16 protein-coding genes are annotated in these 21,638 nt (G+C 68.2%); 6 read left to right on the top strand and 10 right to left on the bottom strand.

Going from position 1 to position 21,638, the window contains the following annotated elements; genetic code table 11:
• Positions 1-246: 246 nt before the first annotated feature.
• Positions 247-1,215, top strand: a complete 969-nt coding sequence (locus tag RF646_RS02005) for an L-lactate dehydrogenase (RefSeq protein WP_098054861.1) — start codon at positions 247-249, stop codon at positions 1,213-1,215.
• Positions 1,216-1,319: 104 nt separating this feature from the next.
• Here the strand turns inward: RF646_RS02005 and putP are convergent, their stop codons facing one another.
• Both putP and gluQRS read right to left on the bottom strand, forming a co-directional pair.
• Positions 1,320-2,858 (bottom strand): sodium/proline symporter PutP, encoded by a 1,539-nt coding sequence (gene putP / locus RF646_RS02000; protein WP_367401837.1) that lies wholly within the window; start codon positions 2,856-2,858, stop codon positions 1,320-1,322.
• Between the two features lie 112 nt (positions 2,859-2,970).
• Positions 2,971-3,900, bottom strand: coding sequence for a tRNA glutamyl-Q(34) synthetase GluQRS (gene gluQRS / locus RF646_RS01995; RefSeq protein WP_368835069.1), 930 nt, complete (start codon positions 3,898-3,900; stop codon positions 2,971-2,973).
• A gap of 130 nt (positions 3,901-4,030) precedes the next feature.
• On the opposite strand from gluQRS, the gene RF646_RS01990 reads away from it, so the two are divergent.
• The gene (locus RF646_RS01990) at positions 4,031-4,846 is read left to right on the top strand and encodes an MBL fold metallo-hydrolase (RefSeq protein WP_144997368.1); all 816 of its coding nucleotides are present in this window, start codon (positions 4,031-4,033) and stop codon (positions 4,844-4,846) included.
• A 57-nt stretch (positions 4,847-4,903) separates the two neighbouring features.
• Here the strand turns inward: RF646_RS01990 and RF646_RS01985 are convergent, their stop codons facing one another.
• A complete protein-coding gene (locus RF646_RS01985) occupies positions 4,904-6,109 on the bottom strand; it encodes a phosphatase PAP2 family protein (protein ID WP_368835068.1) in 1,206 nt (401 codons plus the stop codon).
• A gap of 439 nt (positions 6,110-6,548) precedes the next feature.
• Between RF646_RS01985 and RF646_RS01980 the strand changes: the two genes are divergently transcribed.
• A complete protein-coding gene (locus tag RF646_RS01980) occupies positions 6,549-8,429 on the top strand; it encodes an FAD-dependent monooxygenase (protein WP_368835067.1) in 1,881 nt (626 codons plus the stop codon).
• Between the two features lie 98 nt (positions 8,430-8,527).
• Here RF646_RS01980 and RF646_RS01975 read toward each other — a convergent pair whose 3' ends face one another.
• The 3 genes from RF646_RS01975 to RF646_RS01965 form a co-directional block, all read right to left on the bottom strand.
• On the bottom strand, positions 8,528-10,786 hold the full coding sequence (locus RF646_RS01975; protein ID WP_368835066.1) for a LuxR C-terminal-related transcriptional regulator: 2,259 nt from the start codon (positions 10,784-10,786) through the stop codon (positions 8,528-8,530).
• Positions 10,787-10,921: 135 nt separating this feature from the next.
• On the bottom strand, positions 10,922-12,124 hold the full coding sequence (locus RF646_RS01970; RefSeq protein WP_085106248.1) for an acyl-CoA dehydrogenase family protein: 1,203 nt from the start codon (positions 12,122-12,124) through the stop codon (positions 10,922-10,924).
• Between the two features lie 72 nt (positions 12,125-12,196).
• Entirely contained in the window at positions 12,197-13,471 is a 1,275-nt protein-coding gene (locus RF646_RS01965) for a CaiB/BaiF CoA transferase family protein (RefSeq protein ID WP_368835065.1), read from the bottom strand.
• Positions 13,472-13,593: 122 nt separating this feature from the next.
• Between RF646_RS01965 and RF646_RS01960 the strand changes: the two genes are divergently transcribed.
• A complete protein-coding gene (locus RF646_RS01960) occupies positions 13,594-14,517 on the top strand; it encodes a LysR family transcriptional regulator (protein WP_368835064.1) in 924 nt (307 codons plus the stop codon).
• Positions 14,518-14,523: 6 nt separating this feature from the next.
• Here the strand turns inward: RF646_RS01960 and RF646_RS01955 are convergent, their stop codons facing one another.
• From RF646_RS01955 to RF646_RS01940, 4 genes are read right to left on the bottom strand one after another with little or no spacing between them, the layout of a single operon-like run.
• Positions 14,524-15,399: a 3-hydroxyacyl-CoA dehydrogenase family protein gene (locus RF646_RS01955; protein ID WP_368835063.1), complete on the bottom strand. Its 876-nt coding sequence runs from the start codon at positions 15,397-15,399 to the stop codon at positions 14,524-14,526.
• Entirely contained in the window at positions 15,396-16,226 is an 831-nt protein-coding gene (locus tag RF646_RS01950) for an enoyl-CoA hydratase/isomerase family protein (protein ID WP_368835062.1), read from the bottom strand. Before RF646_RS01950 ends, RF646_RS01955 begins: the two co-directional genes overlap by 4 nt.
• Positions 16,223-18,472 (bottom strand): TRAP transporter permease, encoded by a 2,250-nt coding sequence (locus tag RF646_RS01945; RefSeq protein ID WP_368835061.1) that lies wholly within the window; start codon positions 18,470-18,472, stop codon positions 16,223-16,225. The genes RF646_RS01950 and RF646_RS01945 overlap by 4 nt, the downstream gene beginning before the upstream one ends.
• The gene (locus RF646_RS01940; protein WP_368835060.1) at positions 18,469-19,677 is read right to left on the bottom strand and encodes a TAXI family TRAP transporter solute-binding subunit; all 1,209 of its coding nucleotides are present in this window, start codon (positions 19,675-19,677) and stop codon (positions 18,469-18,471) included. The genes RF646_RS01945 and RF646_RS01940 overlap by 4 nt, the downstream gene beginning before the upstream one ends.
• A gap of 522 nt (positions 19,678-20,199) precedes the next feature.
• Here RF646_RS01940 and RF646_RS01935 point away from each other — a divergent pair.
• Together RF646_RS01935 and RF646_RS01930 are read left to right on the top strand one after the other, a co-directional pair.
• A complete protein-coding gene (locus RF646_RS01935; RefSeq protein ID WP_229577899.1) occupies positions 20,200-20,412 on the top strand; it encodes a hypothetical protein in 213 nt (70 codons plus the stop codon).
• 163 nt (positions 20,413-20,575) lie between these two features.
• Complete coding sequence (locus RF646_RS01930; protein WP_368835059.1) at positions 20,576-21,595, top strand: PLP-dependent cysteine synthase family protein; 1,020 nt, start codon at positions 20,576-20,578, stop codon at positions 21,593-21,595.
• Positions 21,596-21,638 lie beyond the last annotated feature (43 nt).

The raw sequence follows: 21,638 nt of genomic DNA, 5'->3' as shown, positions 1-21,638 counted from the left end.
TCGGCCGAGGGTCCGCGTTGAAGCACACTCGAAGAGCGCAGCCCACGACGGCGCGGGACACCACCGCCCCGACGTAGGCTGCTCATTGCCAGGCATCGCCGTCGCGGCCGAAAATGGGGTGGGGACCGCGCGGTGCCCACCGCGCGGGACGCCACCGAACGGCGTCGCCGTCCCCGTCAGCTGATCCGGGTTCGTGGGTCCCCCGCGGGCGCGGTCGGACCGAGCGCGTCGAATGGAGAATGAGCCGTGAGCCCGTCAAACGAAACTACCGTGCGCCGCACCAAGATCGGGATCGTGGGGGCAGGATCCGTGGGGACATCCCTGGCCTACGCCGCGATGATCCGGGGCACGGCCACGGACATCGCCCTTTACGACCTGCAGACCGCCAAGGTGGAGGCCGAGGCACTTGACCTCTCCCACGGCCAGATGTTCGCCCCGGGCGTCCGTGTGGAGGGCTCGGACGACGTCGCCGTGCTCAAGGACGCGGACATCGTCTTCGTGACCGCCGGCGCCAAGCAGCGCCCCGGGCAGACCCGCCTGGATTTGGCCGGTGCTAACACCGCGATCCTCAAGTCGCTCATGCCGCAACTGGTGGAGCAGGCGCCGCAGGCGGTCTTCGTGCTGGTGACCAACCCGTGCGACGTGCTCACCGTGGTGGCCCAGCAGATCACCGGGCTTCCCCACCAGCGGATCATGAGCTCCGGCACCGTGCTGGACACCTCCCGGCTGCGCTGGTTGATCGGCAGCGAGGCGCAGGTGAACACCAGCAGCGTGCACGCCTACATCATCGGTGAGCACGGGGACAGCGAGTTCCCCGTGTGGTCCTCCGCGAGCATCGGTCAGGTGCCGCTCAGCGAGTGGGAGGTGGACGGGCGCCGGCCCTTCACCACCGAGCGCCTGGACGAGCTCAAGGACCAGGTGGTCAACGCCGCCTACCGCGTGATCGAGGGCAAGGGCGCCACCAACTACGCGATCGGCCTGGCCGGGGTGCGTATCGCGGAGGCCGTGCTCAAGGACCAGCAGTCGGTGCTGTCCGTGTCCACCGTGCTGGAGGACTACTACGGCGTGAGCGGCGTGGCCCTGTCCGTGCCATCCGTGGTGGGGGGCGCCGGTGTGGGCCAGCAGCTGCGCATTCCCATGGGCGAGCCCGAGAAGCAGCAGCTGCGCGCGTCAGCGGGGACCATGCGGTCCTCGCTGCACGACCTCGGCTTCTGAGCCCGCGCGCCCCGGCGGAACGGGTTTCGCAGGAATGAACGACGCCCTCGCACCGTGCGGTGCGAGGGCGTCGTCCGTCTGCGCCGCGGCGCAGGCCGTGGAACTCAGACGGTCCCGGGGGTGGTGCCACCGGCGGCCGCCTTGGCCGCGGCGGTGGGATCGGCTTGCTCGGGGTGGTGGACCAGGCGGAGAGTCTCGTCGAACTCGCGCTGGATCTCGGGGTTCTCCCGGTGGGTGGCCAGCGAGACGATGATGCCCACCAGACCACCCAGGATGAAGCCCGGGATGATCTCGTAGAGGTCACTCCACGGGGTGTACTGCCACAGGAACACGGTCGCGGCACCCACGACCATGGCGCTGATGGCGCCCGCGTTGGTGAGCTTGCGCCAGAACAGGCTCATGAGCACCACGGGGCCGAAGGCGGCACCGAAGCCGGCCCACGCGAAGCCCACGAGGTCCAGGATGGTGGAGTTCTGTTCCCACGCGAGAGCGGCCGCCACGAGGGCCACGAGCAGCACGCCACCGCGGCCCAGCCACACCTGCGCCCTGGGGGACGGGGTGCGCTTGGCGGCCAGGTTGTAGAGGTCCTCCACCAGCGCGGAGGAGGAGACGATCAGCTGCGAGGAGATCGTGGACATCACGGCCGCCAGGACAGCGGCGAGCACGAGGCCCGCGATCAGCGGGTGGAAGAGCACCTGGGACATGTCCAGGAAGATGGCCTCCGGGTCCGTGGGCTCCTGGCCCGGGCGGTTGCCGTAGTAGGCCATGCCCACCAGGGCGGTGCCGATGGCACCCAGCACCGTGAGGATCATCCAGCCGATTCCGATCCGGCGCCCGGACTTGGCGTCCGCGGGGGTGCGCAGCGCCATGAAGCGCACGATGATGTGGGGCTGGCCGAAGTAGCCCAGGCCCCACGCGAGCGAGGAAATGATGCCCACCGCAGTGCCGCCCGCGAACAGGGACAGCGCGTCGGGGTTCACGTTCTCGATCCGGGTGGCCATCTCACCGGGCCCGCCCACCAGGAAGATGCCCACGATCGGCACGAGCAGCAGCGCGCCCAGCATCAGCAGACCCTGGAACAGGTCCGTGTAGGACGCACCCAGGAAGCCTCCGAAGAATGTGTAGAGCACGGTCACCCCGGCCACCAGGAGCATGCCCGTGAGGTAGCTGGTGCCGAACGAGGACTGGAAGAACACACCGCCGGCCACCATGCCGGAGGAGACGTAGAACGTGAAGAACACCAGGATGATCACACCCGAGATCACGCGCAGCACGCGGGTGTTGCCCTTGAGGCGGTTGTCCAGGAAGGACGGGATGGTGATCGAGTTGTGGGAGACCTCGGTGTAGGCCCTCAACCGGGGAGCCACGATCTTCCAGTTGATCCACGCACCAATGGTCAGCCCGATCGCGAGCCACGCCTCCACGAGACCCGAGAGGTACACGGCACCGGGCAGACCCATGAGCAGCCATCCGGACATGTCCGACGCGCCGGCCGACAGCGCAGCCACGCCGGGCTTGAGGTTGCGCCCGCCCAGCATGTAGTCGTCGAGGTTCTTGGTCTTGCTGTTGGCCCACAGGCCAATGCAGATCATGGCGATGAAATACGCCAGGATTGCCATGAGTTGGTACGCCTGATCGGACATACTCGAGCCTTCCGGTACGGGGTCGTTGGACTGCGCCCACTGTATAGGGGAGGTGACGCAGATCCCATGTGAGCCGTGTGAGACGGTTCACAACCCTACCGCTCCGGAGGCCCTACGGACGCGTCACCGGCCACGGTGTGAAGGTCGCGGGTTCGCGCCTCCATGAGCTCGGGTCCCAGCAGTCCAGCACGTCCGCGGTGGTGCGCACGGGGTGGACGATCCCCAAAGAGCCGGCGAGCCACGCGAGAACGTCCTGCGCCGTGTACCCGATGTCCTCGAGCTCCCCGAGCGTGACGGCGCCGTCCCGCTTGGCGAGCCGCGCCCCGGCGGGACCGAGCACCAGCGGCACGTGGGCGTACTCGGGAACCCGGTGCCCCAGCAGCCCCGCGAGATACGCCTGTCGCGGAGCGGACGACAACAAGTCGTCCCCGCGCACCACCTGGTCCACACCCTGTTCGGCGTCGTCCACGACCACGGCCAGGTTGTACGCCGGCGTCCCGTCGTTGCGCACGAGCACCATGTCGTCCACGGCTCCCGTGTACTCGCCCACGAAGTGGTCGTGCACCGTGAACTCCCGCGTCTGCGCCCTCAGCCGGATGGCGGGGGGTCGCTGGGTACGACGTCGCGCGCGCTCGGCCGCACTCAGGTTCCGGCACGTGCCGGGGTACGCGCCCGGGATGCCGTGGGGAGCGGAGGCCGCCGCGTGGATCTCTTTGCGCGTGCAGAAGCACTCGTACGTGAGGCCCGCCTCGGTGAGGTCCTGTACGCGGTCCAGGAATCGGGGAATGCGTTCGGACTGGTGGTCCACGGGGCCGTCCCAGTCGAGGCCGATCGCCCGCAGATCCGCCACGTTGCGCTGTGCGGCCCCCTTCTTGACCCGGTCCAGGTCCTCCACGCGCAACAGGAAGCGGCGCCCCGTGGCCCGCGCGAATCCCCATGCGGCCAGGGCCGTGCGCAGGTTTCCCAGGTGCAGGTCCCCCGACGGCGACGGCGCGAAGCGGCCCGCCGGGGTCACGGGAGTGTCGGGGTTGGTCGAAAACACGCGGCACACAGTAGCACCGCCCCGCCGCGGGTTCCCGTCGCGCGGGGCGGCCGGAGCGGCGTCGTGCCCCATGCCCCGGTGGCTTGCGGCGATACGTAGAGGGTGCGGGGTTGCCGATAGAGTGAGCCCCATGGCACGCACCCAGGAGTTGCGCCCCGGCGTCTATGTGATCGGCACCGAGAACTGGAGATTGAACTCCGGTCTGGTGCTGGGCACTCAGCGCGCCCTGGTGATCGACACGGGTGCGGGGCCTCGCCAGGGCCGGGAGATCCTGACCGCGGTGCGTGAGCTCACGGAGCTGCCGCTCACCGTGGTGAACACGCACGCGCACTACGACCACTACATGGGTAACGCGGTTTTCACGCGCGCCGGGGCCACCGAGTTCTGGGCGCACAAGGCGTGCGCGGCCGCGATGGCGGAGGTCGGCGAGTACCAGCGCAGTTTCGTGAGCACGCAGGAACCCGAGATGGGTGAGGGCCAGGGCATGGACACCCAGCTCGTTATGCCCACCAACACTCTTCCGGGGGACGGTCGCAGGCCTTCCCTGACCCGGATCGACCTGGGGGAACGCCCCGTCACCCTGTTCTTCCTGGGCCCCGGTCATACGGACAACGACGTGTGCGTGGGCGTGGACGACGTCGTCTTCTGCGGTGATCTCGTGGAGGAGGGGGCGGACCCCAACTTCGAGGACGCCTACCCCCAGGGCTGGGTGGAGTCCTTGCGCGCGCTCGCGACTCTGGAACGCTACCGGGTGTTCGTGCCGGGCCACGGTTCGCCCGTGACCGGCAACTTCGTCTCCCAGCAGGCGGACACCATGGAGCTGGCCATCCGGCGCGCTCGGGACGTGGGCCTCTCCGGTGAGGGCCCGTCCACCGCCTCGATGTACCGCTTGCCGTACCAGGCCGGCGTGGCCAGGGTTTTCCTGGACCGATTGGCGGCGATCTAGCCGGTCGTCACTCCCGGACGTCCGATAGCAGTTGCGTTCGTTGTCACCGGGCCGCCGTCACCGGGTCGTGTCGCGCAGTCGCCGCGCCACGAGCGACCACCCCAGGGCCGCGGCCGCCGCGATGCCCACGTACCCCGCCGTGAGCGTGACCCGCCCGGCGAGCGTGCCCGCCACGGTCGGGGAGGGCCACCAGATTGCTGCCGCGAGCAATGCCGCGGCCAACACGGTCAGGGTGATCGCGGTGCCCAACCGGGGTCGCGCGGGGAATCGCGGGCGGTACACGGGCGCTCCGTAGGGGGCGGGCTGCGACCACGTCGGCTGGGGCTGCTGGTGCCCGTACTGCGCGTGCGGGTACCCCTGCTGAGCCTGCGGGTACGATGCCGCCCGCTCCTGCTCACCACGCTGCTGTTCCGCGAACTGCCGCTCAGCGCGCTCGTGGGCCGGCGGAAGATAGGCACTCTCGCCCCGGTCCTCGCTCCATTCGATGTCCTGGCGTCTACGCGAACGGTTCTTCCGGAACTGCCGGTAGAACTGGAGCGATGCCGCTCCGGGACGGGCGTCGGTACGGGAGAGAGCGGCGTCGACGGCGCGTGCCACGAGGGTTGCCACGACACCCCACCCGCCCACGATGAGCAGCGCGGCCGCGGCGTCCGTGGGACGGTGCCAACCGTTGAGGATGGTGAGCATGCCAGTGACCGCCGCTATCAGGGCTCCCCAGCGCCCCGCCCTGGCCCGCAGGTGGGGAGGCGCCACGAGCAGCACGGCCATGAGCGCGGAGGCCGCCGCGGTCGTGTGACCGGACGGGAACGAGTTGGACGCGATCTGCTGGATCCCCAAATCGGGTTTGTCGAGCACCCCGTGCTTGAGGAACTGGGTGGTCACGTTCGCAGCGAACGCCGCCCCCGCGGCACATACGGCGGCCGTCCAACGGCGGTAGCGCACGGCCCACACGAGCGCAAGGACACCGGCGGCCACCGCCCCGAGCTCCGGGACGTACTGCGCGAGGACGAGGGCCGCGCCGGGAAAGTAGACATTGCGGTCGGCCTTGGCCTGGGCCAGGGCGACCTCGTCGAGTGCCTGACCCGTGACCGTGTGCAGACTGCCGTACGCGATGAGCATGACCAGACCCCACAGCACCGCGAGCGCCAGGAAGGCACCGACCACGGTCCGGGTGGTCACCGAGCGGGCGGAGGTCCCGGCCGATGGGCCGGCGAACTGCGGATAGGAGGCCTCGGGGCCGCGGGGGGAGGGGGCGTGGGACACGGAAGACTTACCTCACCGATAGAAGGACAGGTGGGCCCACCCGGGTGTGGCGGGCCCGTCCCCATGGTGACACGTTCCGCCCGGACGGTGCTGTGAGTTCCGGGGTGGGCCGCCCGGGCCGAGAGCGCCACCAGGGTGGTCCTCAGTGAGCGAACGAGTTCTGGGGCGACATCCGGACCTAGCGTGCTCATTGGGGCGAGTTCCGACGGCGAGATCTGCCAGATATCAAAAGCGTTCGGTAACTAATCAATATGGATTTCGTCCGAATGGTCGAATTGCGTAGTCCTACCCTTACGACAACGCCAGTTTCATGCTAGCCGATCCAGTTTTTGAGGCGGATGTTGTCTGTAGCGGCTGAACTGCTTGTGAGTTACCGAGTGAGATCCATATCGTGTGAGACAAAACACAGAATGTCATTCCATTCCTCCCAGGAGATATCATGCAGTTTCATGTAGATGGCTATCAAACCGGTGATCCCATGACTATGCCCGCTCAGGGCTCGGGGGTGGATCGTCCCGCCGAGTTGCCCGACACCATGGACGTGCTGATCGTGGGGTGCGGTCCCGCCGGGTCGATCACCGCAGCACAGCTGTCCCGGTTCCCGGAGGTCAACACCAGGTTGATCGAACGCCGGGGACACCGATTGCCGTTGGCCAATGCGGATGGCGTGCACTCCCGGACCATGGAGACGTTCCAGGCGTTCGGCTTCGCCCACGAGATCTACGAGGAAGCGCACACCATCACGGACATGGCGTTCTGGAAGCCTGATCCCCAGGACCCGGAACGTATCATCCGCGAGATGAGCACCCGCGAATTGCCGGAAGAATTCAGCGAATGGCCCATGATGCTGATCACCCAGGTGCGCATCATCGATCATTTCAATCGGTCCATGAAGAACGCGCCCACTCGGATGGAACCGGATTACGGCTACGAATTCGTGGACATGGAAGTCGCCCCCGAGGAAGAGAACCGCGAATACCCGATCACGGTGACCCTGCGCCGCACGGCCGGACCCGACGAGGGCCAAGAGCTTCAGGTGCGTACCAAGTATGTGGTGGGGGCGGACGGCGCTCGGAGCAATGTGCGCAAGTCCCTGGGGTATCGACTGCATGGCAAGCAGGCCAACCATGCGTGGGGCGTGATGGACATCCACGCGGACACCAACTTCCCGGACGTTCGCAAGAAGTGCACCATCAAGTCCTCGACCGGTCGCACCATCCTGCTCATCCCGCGCGAGGGCGGGTTCCTCTTCCGGCTCTACGTGGATCTGGGTGAAGTGGCGGAGGGTGATCGCTCCGTGCGTGAGACTCCACTCGAGGACGTGATCGCCACTGCTCAGCAGATCATGAGCCCGTACACGCTGGATGTGAAGAACGTGGTGTGGCACTCGATCTACGAGGTGGGTCACCGCGTTTCCGACCATTTCGATGACCGCGCCTCGGAGAAGACCTCCAGCCAGGACCCCCGCGTGTTCATCACCGGGGATGCGTGCCACACGCACTCGGCCAAGGCGGGGCAGGGTATGAACGTGTCCATGCAGGACGGGTTCAACCTGGGGTGGAAACTGGGCCACGTGCTCTCCGGAAACAGCCCCGTGGAACTGCTGCGCACCTACGCGGAGGAGCGCAAGGACATCGCCCATCGTCTGATCGAGTTCGACAAGGCATGGTCCACCCTCATGGCGCAGCCGAGTGACCAGTTCGAGAACCCCAACGAACTGGAGGATTTCTACACGAAGAACGCCGAGTTCAACGCGGGCTACCTCACCGAGTACGAGCCATCGATGATCACGGCGGACACCAAGCACCAGGAACTTGCTGAGGGATACCCGCTCGGTAGGCGTTTCAAGTCCGCCATGGCGGGCCGTGTGTGCGATCTGGTGCCCATGCACATCGGGCACGATCACTTCGCGGACGGTCGGTGGCGTGTCTACGTTTTCGCTGACGACGCAGCTCCGGGAGTTTCCCAGACCCTCCAGGATTGGGCCCACTGGGCTGAAGGATCACTGTCGCCCGATCTGTTCGACACCAAGTTGATCCACCGCCAGCGGCACACCGAATTCGATGTCTCGGACGTGCCGGAGGCGTTCAAGCCCAAAACCGGCACGTTCCGACTGACGGACATGGAGAAGGTGTTTGGCACATTGGAGGGACACGACATCTTCGAAGAGCGCGGTATCAGCGCGGACGGTGCGGTGGTAGTGGTCCGCCCCGACCAGTACGTGGCCGGCATCTTCCCGCTGGGGGACACGGCGGAGATCGAGGAGTTCCTCTCAGGCGTATTTCCTTCGGTGCGCTCCGCGGCAATGATCAACGTCTGAGTCCCAGCCGCACCAGCGTTTCTTCACGTGCTGACCGGCTGACACTGGCGCCTCGGACCTCTCGATCCGGGGCGCCAGTGCATGTCGCGCTTCGCGCCTTACATTCCTCGTCTGCCGTCGACCCACGATGCGATGTGCATGCGGGTCGTGACGTCCAACTTGGTGAGGATGCGACCCACGTGGCCGTCCACGGTGCGCGGCGAGACCACCAGTTCTTCGGCCACCTGTCTGCTGGTCAGCCCCCGAGCCACCAGTTGAGCGACCTGCCATTCCTTGCGGGTCAGCGGTTGGATGTCCGTCTCCTGATCGGCATCCTGCGGTTCGGCGAGTGCCACCGCGATCGCTTCCTCCTTGGTCAAGCGCTTGTGCTCGAAGGGTGAGGAATCCGACGTTCCCGGTTCGAGTCCTTGTCCGACACGCTTGGCGGAGGCCCGGGAAATCTCGTCGATGTGGGGCCCGAACGCCCGGATCGTGGTTCCCAGACTGCGCCACACGGAGGCCGCGGCGCCAGAGAGTTCCACGGCGCGCGGGAAATCACGGGTGGAAGCGGCAACCCACGAGAGCAGTTCGGTCGTCAGGGCTGTGTAGATCGCGTCGTGGAAGTTCTTCTGGATGGTGAGGGCGTCCGTGGCGGCCGCTCGAGCTGCCGAATGATCCCCCATCATCCAGAGGCCGATCCCGCTGATCCAGAGAGAATACGCGCGTGTCCAGAGCTCGCCGTGCTCCGCGGCGGATTTAATGGCACGGTCGCACGTGGCCAGGGCGATCCGGGGATCGCCGTGGAAAACCTGCGCCATACCAAGTTGAAATTGTGCCGTGAGCCTCGCACTCAGATCGCCCACGCGGTCGTGGGCGGCTACTGCGCGTTCATAGTGAACTATCGCGGAGGAGAGGTCCCCTGTGAAGATGCCGTACAAACCGCTCCAGTGCTCCGTGTGAGCAAGCAGGCCGTCGTCCCCGAGGGCCGTGGCTACCGGTCGGCATTCGGCGAGGTATTCCGCGCCAGCTTCGTGATCGCCTTGCAACAGGCTGACCCAGGCGACCACCCACAACGCGGATCCTCGTTCGTGTCGTTCCGGGGCGTCGTCGTACTCGCCCAGCACACGGTCGAGCCAAAAACGTCCTTCGCTGAGGTAACCGTCCGACACCCAGTGGTGACGCAACGCCACCGCCAGGCGTGCAGCAGCGTTGATCTCACCGGGGGTGGCTACGGACCACTGCAATGCCGCCATGCAATTGGGGCGTTCCGTGCGAGCGCGCAGGATGAACTCACCCTGGCGCGGAGTAGACCACTGTTCGACCATGGTTTCCGCCCGGCGAAGAAAGCAATCCCGGTGACGACGGCGCAGCTCAGTGGCCGCGCCGTCGTTCAGCCGGTCGGCGCCGTATTCACGCACGGTCATGAGCTGGCGGTAGCGCACTGCCTCCCCGTTGCGTTCGGTGAGCAGGATGGACTTGGCCACGAGGCGATCCAACAAGTCCAGAACGAGATCCGGGACGAGACCATCGAAACTGCAGATCTCCTCGGCGGCTTCCAGATCGAAACTGCTGGGGAAGACTGACAGCCGTTGCCACAGCACCTGCTCCTCCGGGGTGCAGAGCTCGTAACTCCAGTCGATCAACGCTTGGAGTGTCCGGTGCCGGGGCTGAGCAGTGCGAGACCCGCGGCTCAACAATCGGAAGCGCTGGTCCAGGCGATCGAGCAACTGGGTCACGGACATGCTCTGCAACCGCGCAACGGCGAATTCGATGGCCAGTGGCATGCCGTCGAGGCGCGTGCACAACTCGATCACGGCCCTCTGGTTCTCGGGAGTGACCGCGAAGTCACCCACCACGTTCCGTGCACGGTCCACGAACAAGGCAATCGATTCGAAGCGTTCAAGGTCCTGAACCGCATGGTCGTCCTCCACGGAGGGTGTCGCCAAGGGAGGCACGGGATAGACCGCCTCGCCGGCCATGCTCAGGGGCTCACGGCTGGTGGTGAGGATCCTCACCCCCGGGGCCGTGGCCAGGACTCGGTCCACCAACTCCCCGGCCCCGGACAGCACGTGTTCACAGTTGTCGAGGAACAGCAACAACTCCTTGTCCTTCAGGTAGTCCGTCACTCGTTCCAGCGCCCCGCGATTCGACTGGTCTTGAATGGCCAGGGCGGAGGCGACTATCGGGCTGATGGGGGCACCGGGGTTGAGGGATCCCAGATCCACCATCCACGCACCGTCGCGGAAATGGGTCTGCAAGCGCTGACCGACTTCCATCCCCAGGCGGGTTTTGCCCACGCCTCCGGGACCCGTGAGGGTCGTCAACCGCGAGCGGGACACCGTGGCCCGCGCTTCCTTCAGTTCCCTGCGACGTCCCACGAATGAGGTCGAAGCGGTACTGCTCGTCGCAAAGGACTGACTACCTACGCGGTTAACCATGCCCATCATCTTCCCGCGGCGAGGCCCGGAACAGAACTCACGAACCCTTACGGCGTACCCACCAGCCCGGCCCCGTCAGCTGCGCGTACGCGTGAAGGACGAGATCCGGGTGATCTCCCGGCCCACGATGAGCGCCTGCATCGAGTCGGTGCCCTCGTACGTGGAGACCACCTCCATGTCGGTGAGGTGACGGCCGATGTGGTACTCCAGCAACAGCCCGTTGCCGCCCAGCATGTCCCGGGCGGTGCGGCACATGGCCAGGGCTTTGCGGGAAGTGGTCATCTTGACCATGGAGGCCATGGCGTCCGTGAGTTGGTCGCGCTCCTGCAACTGCGCCATGCGGGTGCACAGCAGCTGCATGGAGGTCAGGTCCGAGAGCATGGTGGCCAGCCGCTCCTGCACCAGCTGGTAGCTGGCGATCGGCATCCCGAACTGTTCACGCTCCAGGGCGTAGTTCGCGGCGATCTCGAACGCCGCCATGCCGTGCCCCACGGCCTCCCACGAGGCACCGCCGCGGGTGGCCTTGAGCACCTTGTTGACGTCCTTGAAGCTGTGGCAGTTCTCCAGCCGGTTCTCCTCGGGGATCCGCAGGTCCTCGATCACGATGTCCGCCTGGTTGATGGCGCGCTTGCCGATCTTGCCGTCGATCACGGTGGGGAGGTAGCCCTGCGGGTACTCGCCGTCCTCCTGTTTCTCCACCACGAAGCATTTGACCTGTCCGTCCGCCTCGTCCCGGGCATAGAGCACGATCACGTCCGCGGCGTGGCCGTTGCCGATCCACCGCTTGTGCCCGTTGAGCACCCAGTGGTCCCCGTCCCGGCGCGCGGAGGTCTCCAGGGACACCGAGTCCGAGCCGTGGGTGGGCTCGGTGAGCGCGAACGCACCGGTCGTCTCGATCTTCGCCATGGTGGGCAGCCACCGCTGGCGCTGCTCCTCATTGCCCAGCATGTAGATGCTGCCCATGCACAGGTTGGAGTGCACGCCGAAGAACGTGTTCACGGAGCCGTCGATCCGGCCCATCTCACGGGCCACCAACCCGGCGGCCTGGCGGGAGAGTCCGGGGCAGCCGTAGCCCTCGATGAACGTTCCCACGACTCCCAGGTCGGCGAGGCCCTTGAACGCGGGGAGGGGGTGCTCGCCGCGCTCCCAGAACGCGTTGATCGCGGGCAGCACGTGCTCCTGACCGTAGGCGCGCACGCGGTCGCGCAGGGCGATCTCCTCGGCGGAGAGTTCCTGGTCCAGCAGGAAGAAGTCGGGGTTCTCGAGCAGTTCGCTCATCACGGGTCCTTTCGGTGGCCGGGAGGCGGGGCTCCGCCTCGCTGCGGCGCGAGATTCTGGTGTGGGGAGGGGCTACGCGCGGTTCGGGGCCGCGCCCGGGGAACCGGCGGCGCCGTCGTGCGCGGCGGCGGGCACTGCACCGACGGCCGTGCGGTCCGGTGCGGTGGCGTCGTCGTGGGCGGCGCGACGGGAACGCAGCCAGGCCATGACATCGGTGCCGTCCGCACCGAGGGCGGGCGGGGCCTTGTCATAGCGCACCGGGGTGCGACTGAAGGTCACGGGGTTCTTGATCAGGGGCACGGCCTCGTCGCCCTCGCCCACCTGCACCACGGGGTCCAGGCCCAGGGAGGCCGCGTACTCCACGCCCTCGGGGATGGTGAGGATGGGGGCGCACGGCAGGCCCTCCGACTGCAACCGGGACGCCCACACCTCGGCGGTGTCCGAGGACAGCGCCTTGTTGAGCAGCGGGCGCAGCTCCTCACGGTGTTGGTTGCGGTTCTCCACGGTGTCGAAGCGCGGGTCCTCCGCGAGCTCGGGCAGGCCAAGCACCGTGACGAAACGCCGGAACTGGGGGTTGTTGCCCACCGTGATGATGAGGTCCTTGTCCGCGGTGGGGAACGGTCCGTACGGGAACAGACTGGGGTGATCGTTGCCCATGCGCTGGGGGTCGTTGCCGCACGCCGCGTAGCCCGTGGTCTGGTTGACCAGGGAGGACAGCGCGGAGGAGAGCAGATCCAGGTGGATGTGCTGGCCCCTGCCGGAGACGTCCCGCTCGTGCAGGGCGCCCAGGACGGCCACTGCGGCGTGCAGCCCGGTGAGGACGTCGAACATCGCCACGCCCGCCCGCTGGGGTGGGCCGTCCGCGGAGCCGGTCACGGACATGAAGCCCGAGACGCCCTGGACCAGCAGGTCGTAGCCCGGCAGGTGTGCGCCGCGGTCCGTGCCGAATCCGGTGATGCTCGTGTGGATGAGCCCGGGCCACCGCTCGGCCACGGCCTCGGGATCCAACCCGTAGCGGGCCAGCCCGCCGGGCTTGAAGTTCTCTATGAACACGTCCGCGGCGTCGATGATCTCGTAGGCGGTCTCCAGGTCCGCCGGATCGCGCAGGTCCAGCACGATGGAGTGCTTGTTGCGGTTCACGGAGAGGTAGTAGGTGCCCACCCCGTCCCGGCTAGGCGGCTTGTACCCGCGGGTGTCGTCCCCGGTGGGGCTCTCCACCTTGACCACGGTGGCGCCCATGTCCGCGAGCAGCATGGTGCAGTAAGGCCCCGCGAGCACGCGGGAGAAGTCCGCGACGACCACTCCGCTGAGCGGCCCGGAGGTCGCAGGATCCTGGGTGAGGGACATGAACGCTCCACTGGGACGGGGACTGTGTTTCACCCCACACAATCACCGTCATTAGGTTCTGTCCAATACAAGAAGAGCGGTGGACTGATGCGCGTGTGGCAACAATCACGTAGGCTCCGCCCATGGAAGTCCACGAAGCCAAGGCGTTCCTGGCGGTTGCCGAGGAACTGCACTTCGGGCGCGCCGCCGCCAACCTGCGGATCGCGCAGCCACCCCTGAGCCGGCTCATCAAGAGCATCGAGAAGTCCCTGGGTGCTCAGCTGTTCGAGCGCAGCACTCGGCAGGTCTCGCTCACCCCGGCCGGGGCGGCCCTCCTGGAGCCCGCGCGCGAGCTGGTAGCGGCCTCGGAACAGGCCCGCACCGCGGTGGCCAAGTCCATGACCGGAGAGACCGGGCGCGTGCGCCTCGGGTTCGCGGGAGCGTCCATCAACCGGCAGGTGGGGGAGCTGGCCCGCCACGTGCGCACCCACCGCCCCGGGGTACATCTGGAGCTGCACGGCTCGCAGTTCTCCCACACCGCCATGCAGAAGGTGCTGGGCGGCTCCCTGGACGTGGCCATCGGGCGGTGGGATTTCATCCCCTCGGAGCTGCGCTCGTCCGTGCTGGGCCACGAGGAGGTCATGGTGGTGCTGCCCAGCAACCACCCGCTGGCGGACGCGCCCCGGGTGGAGATGTCACAGCTGGCCGAGGAGTCCTGGGTGATCCTGCCCTCGGGTCCGGGGGCCGCACTGCAGAACCGGCTGACCTCCCTCGCCACAGCGGCGGGCTTCGTGCCACGCGTGGCCCAGGTGGCGCCGGACTCGTGGACCCTGGTGGTGCTCGTGGCCGCCCAGATCGGCTGCGCCCTGAGCCTCGACACCGTGCGGGACAACGTCGCCTCGGACGGCGTGGTGTTCCGGCCCCTCGCCCAGCCGCAGCGCCCCCTGGACGTGCAGCTCATGTGGCGCGCGGCGGACCCCAACCCCGCGCTGTGTGCCGTGGTGCGCCTGGCCCAGAACCTCTACGGGGACCCCCGCGGCCAGGCTACAGAGGTCCCCGGAACCTAGCGGGTCCTACTCGTAGTCGTACCAGCCGTGGCCGGTCTTTCGGCCGTAGTCACCGGCCTCGTACTTCGCCTTGATGGACTCGGCCGGCAGGGACGCGGGGTCACCGGTCTGCTCGTACTCGGCCAGCCGGATCAGGTAGACCACGTCGATGCCCACCATGTCCATGAGCTCGAAGGGGCCCATGGGGTGGTTCAGGGCGGTCTTGGCGGCCACGTCGATGTCCTTGTAGTCCGCCACCCCGTCCTCGTAGAGCTTCAGCGCCTCCGTGCGCAGGGCGCCGAGCAGGCGGTTGGCCACGAAGCCCGGAACCTCCTTCTTGAGCTCCACGGGGGCCTTGCCGATCGAGCGGGCCAGCTCCATGGCGGTCTCCACGGTCTCACGGGAGGTGCCCTCGTGGGGGACCACCTCCACGCACTTCATCACCAGCGCGGGGTTGAAGAAGTGCACGTTGCACACCTTCTCCGGGCGGTGGGTGGCGTCCGCCACGCGCGAGGAGACGATGTTCGAGGAGTTCGTGGCCAGGATGGTGTGCTCGGGGCACACGGCGTCCAGTTCCGCGAAGACCTGGCGCTTGATGGTGAGGTCCTCCACCGCGGCCTCGATCACGAAGTCCGCCTGCGCGGCGCACGCGTCCCGGTCCGTGGAGAACGTCAGGCGCTCGAACGCGGCATCGACGTCCTCCTGGGTGCGCCGGCCCTTGCTGACGTCCCGGTCCATGCGGGAGTGCAGCTGCTCGGAGGCCTTGTCCACGGCCTCCTGCTTGATGTCCACCACGTCCGTGTCGTACCCGGCCAGGGCGCACACCATGGCGATCTGGGAGCCCATGGCCCCGGCGCCGATCACGGTGATGTGCTGGATGTCCTTCAGGGGGTTCTCGCTCACTTGCTCACGTCCTTCTGTGCGTTCTGCGGCGCGTCCTTCTGTGCTGCGCTGTAGAAATCGGGGGTCCGCTTCTCCAGGAACGCGGTGGTTCCCTCGGCCTTCTCGGCGCTGCTGTAGAGCACGGACTGGGCCAGGCGTTCCAACAGGATCCCGGTCTGGTGGTCCACGTCGAAGCCGTGGCGGATCACGGTCTTGGCCAGCTGGATGGCCAGCGGGCCCTTGGCCATGATGGCCTGCGCCGTCTCGCGGGCGGTAACCAGCAGCTCGTCCGGCTCCACCACCTCGGTCACCAGCCCCATGTCCAGGGCCTCGTCCGCCTTCACACGTCGCCCGGTGAGCACGATCTCGGTGGCCCGGCCCAGGCCCACGAGCTTGGCCAGGCGCTGCGTGCCGCCCGCGGCGGGCATGATGCCCAGCCCGGTCTCGGGCAGCGCGAACTGCGCATTCGTGGAGGCCACGCGGATGTCGCATGCCAGGGCGAGCTCGTGCCCGCCGCCGAACGCGTAGCCGTTCACGGCCGCGATGGTGGGCTTGGGGAACTGCTCCACCTTCTCGTACACGCCCTGCATGGTGGCCTTCAGTCCGTCCTTGGGGGTGCGCACGGCGAGCTCGTTGATGTCCGCGCCCGCCACGAACGCCTTGTCCCCGGCGCCGGTGAAGACCAGCACCTGCACGTCATCGTTCTCGGCCAGCTCCGCGAGGGTCTCTGTGATGGCCCGCAGCACGGTCGCGTTGATCGCGTTGCGCACCTCCGGCCGGTTCACGGTGACCAGGGCGATCCCGTCCGTGACGTCCACGGTCAGGACGTCGGTGTTCTCTGCGCTCATGATGCGTTCTCCTTCGTGTTCTCGTGCGGGGCGTGCGCACCCGCGGGGGCACCACCGGTGCCGTGCGTGCTGTGCGTGCCGCGGGCGGCGTCGGGAACCTCGGCTCCCTCCGGCACCCGGGTGATCTGCCCGGTCTCGGGGTCGACGACGGCGCGCGGCCGGCTCAGGCGCGCGAGCACCGCGGCCGCGACCACCAGCGCCAGACCGATGAGCGTGACCAGGGCCCCAGGCAAGAACATCATGAATCCGCCCACCGCGAGAACCACCCGCAGGTACAGGGGCAGCTGACGTTCCACGAACGTGAGCCACCCGCCCATGGCCGCGGCGATCGCGTAGACCGCCACGAGGCTGGAGAGGAAGGCCAGCACGATGTGCACCGGCTCCCCCTGGGCCACCAGCGCGGGGTTGAGCGCGAAGCCGAACGGCACCACGTACTTCACCGCGCCGAGCTTCATGGCGGAGAAGCACGTGGCCATGGGGGAGGCCTTGGAGATGCCCGCCGCCGCGAAGGCCGCGAGCCCCACGGGCGGGGTGATGTAGGAGACCGAGGCCCAGTAGATGACGAACAGGTGCGCGGCGATCGGGTCCACGCCCAGAGCCGTGACGGCCGGGACCATCACGATGGCCAGGAACACGTACGCGGCGGAGATGGTCAGGCCCATGCCCAGGATGAAGCACACCACGGCGCCGGCGATCAGGATGAGCACCACGTTGTCGCCCACCAGGGCCACCAGGTCGCGGGACAGGGACAGGGCCACGCCCGTGGCGGTCAGCCCACCCAGGATCAGGCCCACGCCCGCGATGATGCCCACGATCTGCGCCAGCGTCTTGCCCACGTCCACGCCCATGTCCACCCACTGGCGGGGGCCGAACGTGACGCTGGGCTTGACCAGGGCGATCAGCAGCAGGATGGCCACCACCCAGTACGGCACCCGGGCCTCGGAGTCCGTGGTGAACAGCAGCGCCGTGAGCACGGCCAGGGCGCCGAGGTAGGGCCAGCCCATGGCCAGGGCGTGGCGGGCGCGCGGCAGCAGGTTCTTGGGCGTGCCGCGCAGGCCACGCTGGGCGGCGTAGCCGTCGATCTGCAGGAAGATGCCCAGGTAGTAGAGGATCGCGGGGATGGTGGCCGCCACCAGGATGGACGTGTACGGCACGCCCACGAAGGAGACCATCAGGAACGCCGCGGTGCCCATGATGGGCGGGGTGATGGAGCCGCCGGAGGATGCGGTGGCCTCCACGGCCCCGGCCACCCGGGCGCTGAACCCGGAGCGCTTCATGGCCGGGATGGTCATGGGCCCCGTGGTCAGCACGTTGGACACCGCCGAGCCGCTCATCATGCCCATGGCCGCGGAGCTCGCCACGGCCACCTTGGCGGAGCCGCCGCGGTAGCGGCCGAACACGGCCATGGACAGCTCGTGGAAGAAGTCCGCACCGCCGGTGTGCTGCAGCACCACGCCGAACAGCAGGAAGCCCACCAGGATGGTGCCCGCGGTCTGCAGGGGCAGGCCCAGCACGCTGTCCACGCCCATGGTGTGCACCTGGGCCAGGGTGGGCAGGTCGTAGGAGATGCCCTGCAGGAAGGACAGCGGGATGATCCCCGCGAACAGCGGGTACACGGAGAACAGGAACGCGATCACGAGCACCACCAGACCGGCGGCCCTGCGCAGGGTTTCCAGGATCAGGGCCCAGAACACGAAGCTCAGCACGGTGGCCAGGGTGGGGGCCATGTACTGCCAGCCGTACTCCTGGATCTCGATGCCATGCACCGCGAAGTACGCGCTGGTGCCCACCACGGCCAGCAGCAGCAGGACGTCGTACCACGGCACGCCCCGCCGCTGCCGAGCCGCGGCCCCGGGGGCGTGCTTGCGGATGGGCGTCACGATGAACACGATCGGCACGAACACCGCGATCAGCAGGTACAGGAACGAGTTGGTGGGGATGGTCACCCCGCCCACGTTCCAGAAGAACACCTGGTTCATGGTCAACAGCACGCCCACCACGGTCAGCACGATCACCAGGCTGCGCCAGAACGGCGTCAGCCGCGGGCTCGCGTCGTGCAGGGAGACGTCCGAGGGCATGGTGGGCTGGGCGGCGTCGTCGCCCCCGTGCGGGTGCGTGGCGGTGATCTCAGCGCCGGTGCGGGGGTCGATGGCCGGTCCGGGGGTGGTGATGGGGCCAGCGGTGCCAGCGGAACCCGAGGCACTGGCGGGGCCGGCGGCGTCGTCGGTCTGGTACGGGGTGCTCATGCGTGGCCTCCGGAGGGTGCGGTGGTGGACGAGGCGCCGGGCAGGGTGCCGGGGGTGTCCGGGAGCTCGGGAAGGTTGGCCTTCTTCCAGTCCACCCACTCCTTGCGCGCGGACTTGGGGTCCTCACGGTCCTTGTGGTCCTGCCAGAACGCGGGCCAGGCCTCGTGCATGCGGCGCTCGCGCTCCAGCAGGGCGTCCTGGCGGGTCTGCAGGTCCTTGCTCCAGCGGCCCTTGCTGGTGAGGAACTCCACCATGGCGTCGTGGAACGGGATCACCAGGGGCGTGAGCTGGATCTGGTTCGTGCCGAAGCGGTGGGCGTCCGGGGTGGTGTCCTTGTAGTCCGGGTAGTAGCGGTCCATGTCCGCGACCAGCGCGGCCACCTCCTCCGCGGGGCGGTCCGCGCGGGCGACCACCGGGATGGTGTACTGCATGTTCACCGCCGTCTCGCCCTTGGCCAGGCCCGCGCCCTTGGAGAACTCCCCGGGCTTGACCATGGGGGCCAGCTCTTTCCACGTGGCGTACTGGTCGGGTGTGCCGCCGCCCAGGTTCAGCCAGCGGATGGGGTACTGGGACGCGAGCTCAGAGACGTTGGCGCCCACCACGTTCTGGTACAGGGTGTCGATCTGCCCGGTCTTCAGCGCCTCGATCTGGCCGCTGTAGGTGACGTCCACCATCTGGACGTCCTTGCCGGTGAGGCCGCCGAAGTTGAGGATCGCCTCCATCTTGCGGTTGATGGACGTGCTCGCGATCAGCTTGGGGAACTTCTTCCCCTTGAGGTCCGCCACGGTCTCGATGCCGCTGTCCTTGCGCACCAGCACCCCGTAGTTGCCCGGGGGAGTCCACACCAGGCGCAGGGCTTGCGGGCCCCACTGCTCCGAGCAGTACTCGTCGTTGCCCTCGAACGCGTAGTAGTACTCGTCCCCGGTGCGCGAGTACTGCGCGGTCCCGTTGATCAGCGGCGCCAGGCGCCCGATGCCGGTGTCCGAGGTCATCAGCCGGATCTGCCGGCCCGTCTTCTGGGTCAGCGTGTTGGCCACCGCGGCGAGGTCGTTGTACGTGCCCGTGCCCACGCCGTACGTGGACCACACGAGCTGCTGGGAGCCCCCGGCGGCCTTCGAGCCGCCCGAGCACCCGGCCACACCGGCCAGCACGGGTAACGACGCCGCTGCGGCCAGGAGCGCGCGGCGGTTGAGTGTACGGGGCATGGGGCCTCCACTGAACGGGTCCGACGGATCGCCCGGGTCCCGCGCCTCTCGCGCGTGCGAAGGGCCGGACAACCGGAGGTTCCCATTCATACAGTGCTGGGGTGATCCAGAACACTTACTCGCGAGTTTCATGACGAACGGGTATCAGTGGTGGTCGGGGTGGGCAACGCCGGGCCGGGTTGCGATACGGGCGGGTGCCGTTGCCGGTCGCGGGTGGGGTGGAGCGGCTTGCGCGCGCCCGGCTCAGCGCCCGGGGCGGGTCGTCGGTCAGGCCCCGTCCCGGGCGTCCGCGGGCACTCAGTGCGACGCCGCCGGGGCGCCTCCGTGAGCCACGTTGCGCTGGTGCGCCTGCACGTCCGCGAGGAGACGACGCCGCTGCAGCTCCACCGTACGACCGTCACCTCGGTCGGTCCGAGGGTTCGATCGTCCGCCGGGCCGGCGTCGGAACGTGGTCGTACCGCGGGCAACTCTGGCCGACTGGCCAATCGACCCATGCGGCGCGCTCCCCGATAGGCTCCGGCCATGGACACTTCCGCCCTGGACTACGCCGTGACCGAGTGCAAGGCACTACTCGAAACCCGGTTTCCGGACGGGTCGGAGCACGGCGCGGCGGCCATGCTGCTCGAGGACGGCGCCGTGGTCACCGGAACCGCCCCGGACATGCCGAATGCCGCGGTCGAGGTGTGCCACGAGATCGAACCGTGGGGTGACGCCCACCCCGGCTGGCTGCGGTGACGGGATGCCCCGCGGGGAAGTGGGCCCGGCATAGGCTTCCCTCATGAGCACTCGAGGAATGAGCGTGGGGGAGCCAGCGGCGTCGTCGGCGGTGGCGCCCGAGGAGGACATCGACCGTTTCGACGCGGAGGCCCGGCGATGGTGCGCAGAGGCCGGGGCGTAGGTGCGGGCGGAGGGCAACCGGTCGTCGGACACGCACCTGCTGTCGGTGCCGCTGCCCGAGGAGTGGGGCGTGGACCTGTACCTCAAGGACGAGTCCACGCATCCCACGGGCTCGCTCAAGCACCGCCTGGCGCGCTCGCTATTTCTGCACGCGCTGTGCAACGGGTGGGTGCGCAGGGGGCGGCCGGTGATCGAGGCGTCGAGCGGGTCCACGGCGGTGTCCGAGGCGTACTTTGCACGGCTGATCGGGGTGCCGTTCATCGCCGTCATGGCCCAGGGGACCAGCCGTGACAAGATCCGCCTGATCGAGCTGCACGGCGGTCGCTGCCATTTCGTGGAGCGCCCGGACCAGGTGTACGACGTCGCTGCGGGCCTCGCGCGCGAGACCGGCGGTCACTACATGGACCAGTTCGCGTTCGCCGAACGGGCCACGGATTGGCGCGGGAACAACAACATCGCGGAGTCGCTGTTCGCGCAGATGTCCCAGGAGCGCTATCCGGATCCCGCGTGGATCGTGGCCACGGCAGGCACCGGCGGGACCTCCGCGACGATCGCCCGCTACGTGCGCTACACCGGCCGCCAGACGGGGGTGTGCGTGGCGGACCCGGAGAACTCGGCCTTCCTCCCGGCCTGGCGCGAGCAGGACCCCTCGGTGACGACGCCGCTCGGGTCCCGGATCGAGGGCATCGGCCGGCAGCGCGTGGAGCCGAGCTTCATGGGCTCGGCGATCGACCGGATGATCCGCGTTCCCGACGCCGCCGCGGTCGCCGCGATCCGCCACCTGGACACCCTGATCGGTCGCAAGGCCGGGGCCTCCACGGGCACGGGGCTGTGGGCGGCGTTCCGCATCATCTCCGATATGGTCCGGGCGGGGGAGCGGGGCAGCGTGATCGCGCTGATGTGCGACCCCGGGGACCGCTACCTGGACAAGTACTACTCGGACGAGTGGCTGGCGGGGGAGGGATTGGACATCGCCCCGTACCTCGAGCGGTTGGAGGGGTTCATGAAACTAATAGTCTAATTGACAACTCCACCCCTAAAACCCTCCCCCGTCACGCCACTTA

It is taken from the genome of Kocuria sp. CPCC 205261, from assembly GCF_040981025.1.
GTDB lineage: Bacteria > Actinomycetota > Actinomycetes > Actinomycetales > Micrococcaceae > Kocuria > Kocuria marina.
The sequence above is the reverse complement of the archived record's forward strand: the minus strand, read 5'-3'. Positions and strand labels throughout refer to the sequence as shown.